This is a genomic window from Jatrophihabitans sp., assembly GCF_036389215.1.
Lineage (GTDB): Bacteria > Actinomycetota > Actinomycetes > Mycobacteriales > Jatrophihabitantaceae > Jatrophihabitans_A.
Genome location: NZ_DASVQG010000228.1, coordinates 1 through 5,339, shown reverse-complemented (window position 1 = coordinate 5,339; position 5,339 = coordinate 1). Strand labels below are relative to the sequence as shown.

The following is a 5,339-nucleotide window of genomic DNA, read 5'->3' as shown; positions in this document are numbered from 1 at the left end:
CGCGCCGCTCGGCGTGTCGGCCTGCCCTACGGCCAACGATCGGGCGCAGCCAGGCTGTCGAGCAGCCGTCCGGTCAGGGGATGAGCAGCAGCTTGCCGGTGCTGCGCCGGCCTTCCAGGTCGGAGTAGGCGCGCTCGGCCTCGGCGAGCGGGTAGCGGCCGCCGATCTCCACCTGCAGCCCGCCGAAGGCGAGGCCGTTGAGCACCGCGCCGGCCCGGGTCAACAGATCGTGCCGGGTCTCGATGTAGTGCTTCAGGGTCGGGCGGGTCACGAACAGCGAGCCGCCGGAGTTCAGCCGCTGCAGGTCGAACGGCGGCACCTGGCCGCTGGCCGCCCCGAACACGGCCAGCATGCCGCGGGTGCGCAATGAGCCGAGCGAGGCGTCGAAGGTGGCCTTTCCGACGCCGTCATAGACCACCTCGACGCCGACGCCGCCGGTCAGCTCGCGCACCGCGGCGGCCACGTCGGTGACCTCGGTGTAGTTCAGCACGTGATCGGCGCCCAGCGCGCGGGCCTTCTCCGCCTTGGCCTCGGTGGACACGGTCCCGATCACGATGGCGTCCTTGGCCTTGGCCAGCTGCACCAGCAACTGGCCCACCCCGCCGGCCGCCGCGTGCACCAGCACGGTGTCACCGGGCTGCACCGCGAAGGTGGAGTTGAGCAGGTAGTGGGCGGTCATGCCCTGCAGCAGCACCGCCGCGGCCTGCTCCAGGTGCACCGGCTCGGGTACCGGCACGACGTCGTTCTCGGGCACCAGCACCAGGCCCGCGGCGCTGCCCAGGGTCTGGCACCAGGCGACCCGGTCACCCTCCACGGCGGTCGTGACGCCCTCGCCGGTGGCCAGCACGATCCCGGCACCCTCACCGCCGAGCACGAAGGGCGTCGGGATCGGGTAGACCCCTTCGCGCTGGTAGGTGTCGATGAAGTTCACCCCGGCGGCGGCGACCTGCACCAGCAACTGGCCGGGGCCAGGCCGGTCGATCTCGCGTGGTTGCACCTCCAGCACCTCGATGCCACCGTGCTTGGTCACTACCAGGGCGTCGGTCTGCTGTGTCGACATGACTTCACGGTAGCCAATGACGGCCAGAGCCAATGAGCGGCCATCGCCCGGGACCGGCCAGAGCCGATGACCGGCGAGCTTCGCCTCCTCGTCTACGGTGTGCACGTGCAGATGATCCAAGCGGCCATCCCTTCTCCGACGGTGAGCGTGATCCGGCTCGGGGCGCTGTCGATCCACCTGTACGCGCTGTGCATCGTGGCCGGCATCCTGGTCGCGCTCTGGCTCACCGATCGCCGCTGGCGGGCTCGCGGCGGCGGCAGGCACCAGGTCGGCGACGTGGCCGGCTGGGCCGTGCTGTTCGGCATCGTCGGCGGCCGGCTGTACCACGTGATCACCGACCCGGAGCTGTACTTCGGCAGCGGCAAGCACCCACTGGACGCCGTCAAGATCTGGGACGGCGGCCTGGGCATCTGGGGCGCGATCGCCCTGGGCGCACTGGGGGCCTGGATAGGGTGCCGCCGTCACCAGATGGACTTCGGGGCCTTCGCCGACTCCGCGGCACCGGGCGTGCTGCTCGCCCAGGCCATCGGCAGGTGGGGCAACTGGTTCAACAACGAGCTGTACGGTCGGGCCACCTCGCTGCCCTGGAAGCTGCAGATCCACGAGGTGGACGTGGTGTCGGGCAAGGCCGCCCGGGATTCCGCCGGCAAGGCCATCGTGCTGGGCTACTACCACCCGACGTTCCTCTACGAGATGCTCTGGAGCCTGGCGGTCGTCGCCCTGCTGCTGTGGGCCGACCACCGCCGGTTGCTGGGCCGCTGGCAGGTTCTGGCGCTCTACGTGATGGGCTACACCTTCGGCCGGTTCTTCATCGAGGCACTGCGTTCGGACGAGGCCAACCGGATCCTCGGGATGCGGGTCAACAGCTGGATGTCGATCCTGGTCTTCCTCGCGGCGCTGGCCTGGTTCCTGCGGCTCCGGGGCAACCCGCGCAGCGTCGCCGGGCCCGGGGACTCGGGTGACGATGTTCTCGACGGCTCGGCCGGCCACCCCGCTGCTCCGGCGGCTGAGGATCGCCCTGTCGAGCGAGCAACCGGCTCGGTGGCTGACTCGGCCGACCGCCCGGCTGATGCGACCGAGAACTCGACCGGCCCGGTGACTGACTCGGCCGGCCCGGCGGAGAACTCGGCAAACCCGGCAGACCGGCAGAGCGCGGGCGGTGCCGGCTCCCACGCCACCGACAGCCCGGCAATAGACTCAGATCATGTCCAGCAGCGTTCCGAAGGCCGGTCCGAGGCGCCCACCGGCAGCCGCGGCGCCGCCCATGGCCCCGCCGGCGATCCAGCACCATCCGATCGGTGACCCCGAGCACGCGGTAGGCCACGAGCACCGTGAGGTCTCCGGCGGCTGGTTGCGCCCGACGGTGTTCGGCATGGTCGACGGGCTGGTCTCCAACTTCGGCCTGGTCGCCGGTGTCGCGGCTGCCAGTGCCGGCGCCCGTCCGGTGATGATCGCCGGGGTGGCCGGCCTGCTGGCCGGCGCGTTCTCGATGGGCAGCGGCGAGTACGTCTCGGTGCGCAGCCAGAACGAGTCGATGCAGGCCGAGGTGGAGACCGAGCGCATCGAGCTGGAGGACAACCCGGAGGCCGAGCTCGCCGAGCTGACCCAGATCTACATCGACCGGGGAGTCGATCCGGAACTGGCCCAGCTGGTCGCCGAGCAGCTGTCGGTGGACCCGCTGCAGGCCCTGGAGATCCACGCCAAGGAGGAGTTGGGCGTCGACATCCACGACCTGCCCAATCCCTGGGTGGCCTCGGGCTCGTCGTTCCTGTCCTTCTCCCTCGGCGCGCTGCTGCCGCTGCTACCGTTCCTGCTCGGCGCGGACGTGCTGTGGCTGGCGGCCATCCTGACCCTGGCCGGGCTGTTCATCACCGGCGCGATCACCGCCCGGTTTACCACCCGGCCCTGGTACTACGCCGGCGGCCGGCAGCTGGCACTCGGCGCGGTGACCTTCGCGATCACCTACGGCATCGGCCACCTGATCGGCGCCAACGTCGCCTGAGGCGGCAACGCCGGCCGGGCACCCGGCTCAGTTGAGGTCGTCGGCCGACTCAGGATGCTCGGCGCGCCCCCGCGCCCGGGCCACCGTCAGCCCGACCATCCAGGACACGATCATCGCCACGTAGGCCAGCCCCGCCACCTGCTCGATCATCACGAAGCTGCGGGCGTGCGGGCGTACCGGCACCACGTCGGACAGCCCCGTGCTCGACAGCGTGGTGAAGCTGAGGAACAGCAGCTCCATCCAGCTCCGCGGCGACCCCGAGTTGACCGCGGCTACGAACGATCCCGGCCAGATCACCTGGGTGACGGTGTACAGGTGCGCGAACGCCCAGGCCAGCAGGGTGAAGGTCGCGCCGACGGCGAACAGCTCGTCCCGGGTGATCGTCCGGTCGGCCAGCATGTAGGAGATCAGGCTGCCGGCCGCGTAGAAGTAGAACGCCGCCTCGAAGCCTGACCCCCAGGCCCGCCAGGCCGACGCTTCGGAGATGACCTGGCAGATGGTGAAGATCACGGCGGGGACGCCCAGCACGATCGACACCCAGACCGTCCAGGCGGTCGTCTCCACCGACCAGACGGCCAGCGCGAGCACCAGCAGCCCGAACACCGACACCGCGCTGGTGCCGGCCCGCGACTCGCCCAGGAAGGGGTAGATCAGCACGCCGAACAGCTGGGTCACCAGCAGGATCGCCGAGGGCTGCCGGCGGGCCCGCTCCAGCAGGCCCGAACGGCGCGGCGGTGGTCCCGCCGGGGCCCCGATAGGCGTTGCCCCCGGGGCCCGGGTGAATCTCTCAGCCAACGCTGCCGCCCAGCAGCGCCGCCCGCACCGTCTCCTGTGAGGCCAGTTCGATCGGCGTCCGACCCTCGTCGTTGGCCGCCGCGGAGTCGGCGCCGGCCGACAGCAGCGCCTGCACCGATTCCAGGTCGCCGTTGGCCGCCGCCGAGTGCAGCGGGGTCCAGCCGCCGCGCTGGCGGGCGTGCACCGGGGCGTCGGAGGCGATCAGGATCCACACCAGCTCCGAATGCCGACCCGCCGCGGCCGCGTGCAGCGGTTGCACCGCCAGCTCGTTGCGGGACGGCTCGGCCACCTCGGCGTCGGCGTCCAGCAGCATCCGGGCGGCCTCGGCGCGGCCGAAGTAGGCAGCCAGGTGCAGCGCCTGCCAGCCGTCGGCGCTCCACGAGTCGATCACCGACCGGTCGGCGGCGATCAGCTCGGCCAGCCTGGCGGTGTCATCGAACGCGGCTGCCTCGAACACCGACAGCTCACCGGTGCGCGCGGCCAGCTCGTCGGCCAGCTGGGCGTGCCCGTTGTACAGCGCGGTCAGCGCCGGGGACGCGCCGTCCGGGCCGAGGTTGCCCAGCAGCCCCGGCTCCTCGTCGAGCATCCGGCGCACCACGTCCACGTCACCCACCGCGATCGCGGTGAAGAACTCACTCAGTGCCACCATGTCACCACTGTGCCACTGCGAGCCCGGGGCCGAGAAGTTCCCACCCGGATGCATTCGCCTTCCCCCATCCAGGCGCCCCTTCCCGGGAAACTCGCCGGGGGAACGCTCTTGCCGCTAATCTGAGCGGGCACTGACCTACCTGGGCCGACGCTGTCCCGCGAATGACCACACGGATCGCCACGAAATCGCGAACCGGACAGCAAAGGGCCCCAGCGTGCTGGCGCCCCGGACGAGGGGAGCACGCGTGCATTTCTCCGCAGTGCCCGCCGCGCAGGGCTTGTACGACCCGCGCAACGAAACCGACTCCTGCGGGGTGGCCTGCCTGGCAGACCTCCGCGGCCGGCCGAGCCACTCCCTGATCAGCACCGCCCTGACGGCGTTGCACAACATGGACCACCGTGGCGCCGCCGGCGCCGAGCCCGAGAGCGGCGACGGCTCGGGCATCACCGTCGCGATCCCGGACGAGTTCCTGAGGGCGGTGGCCGGCGTCGAACTGGGCATCGAGCTGCCGGCACCGGGCAGCTACGCCACCGGCATCGCGTTCCTGCCGACCGGCGAGGCCGCCCGCGACCGGGTGAAGGCGGTGGTGGCCGAGACCGCAGCCGCCGAGGGCCTGCGGGTCCTCGGCTGGCGGCCGGTGCCGGTGTCGACCGAGGGCGTCGGCCCGAGCGCGCTGGAGGTGATGCCCGCCTTCGAGCAGCTGTTCGTCTGCGCCGCCGAGGGTGCCGCGAGTGGCCTGCGGCTGGAACGGATGGCCTACGGCCTGCGCAAGGTGGCCGAGCGCAAGGTCTCCGAGGCCGGCGACCAGCTGTACTTCCCGTCGCTGTCCGCGC

General features: G+C 71.6%; 5 protein-coding genes and 1 pseudogene. 3 read left to right on the top strand and 3 right to left on the bottom strand.

The features are described from left to right. Positions 1–73: 73 nt before the first annotated feature. Positions 74–1,060 (bottom strand): quinone oxidoreductase family protein, encoded by a 987-nt coding sequence (locus VF542_RS12715; RefSeq protein WP_408652075.1) that lies wholly within the window; start codon positions 1,058–1,060, stop codon positions 74–76. A gap of 111 nt (positions 1,061–1,171) precedes the next feature. On the opposite strand from VF542_RS12715, the gene lgt reads away from it, so the two are divergent. Together lgt and VF542_RS12705 are read left to right on the top strand one after the other, a co-directional pair. Beyond that, the gene (gene lgt, locus VF542_RS12710) at positions 1,172–2,362 is read left to right on the top strand and encodes a prolipoprotein diacylglyceryl transferase (RefSeq protein WP_408652076.1); all 1,191 of its coding nucleotides are present in this window, start codon (positions 1,172–1,174) and stop codon (positions 2,360–2,362) included. After that, positions 2,325–3,062, top strand: coding sequence for a VIT1/CCC1 transporter family protein (locus VF542_RS12705; protein WP_408652074.1), 738 nt, complete (start codon positions 2,325–2,327; stop codon positions 3,060–3,062). Before lgt ends, VF542_RS12705 begins: the two co-directional genes overlap by 38 nt. Positions 3,063–3,089: 27 nt before the next feature. Here VF542_RS12705 and VF542_RS12700 read toward each other — a convergent pair whose 3' ends face one another. Both VF542_RS12700 and VF542_RS12695 read right to left on the bottom strand, forming a co-directional pair. Then, complete coding sequence (locus VF542_RS12700) at positions 3,090–3,857, bottom strand: ion channel (protein ID WP_408652073.1); 768 nt, start codon at positions 3,855–3,857, stop codon at positions 3,090–3,092. Then, positions 3,850–4,506 carry an ankyrin repeat domain-containing protein gene (locus VF542_RS12695; protein ID WP_408652072.1) on the bottom strand — a complete coding sequence of 219 codons (657 nt, stop codon included), beginning with the start codon at positions 4,504–4,506 and terminating at the stop codon, positions 3,850–3,852. The genes VF542_RS12700 and VF542_RS12695 overlap by 8 nt, the downstream gene beginning before the upstream one ends. A 244-nt stretch (positions 4,507–4,750) precedes the next feature. Between VF542_RS12695 and VF542_RS12690 the strand changes: the two are divergent. After that, positions 4,751–5,339, top strand: a pseudogene (locus VF542_RS12690) (glutamate synthase subunit alpha); the annotation flags it as partial.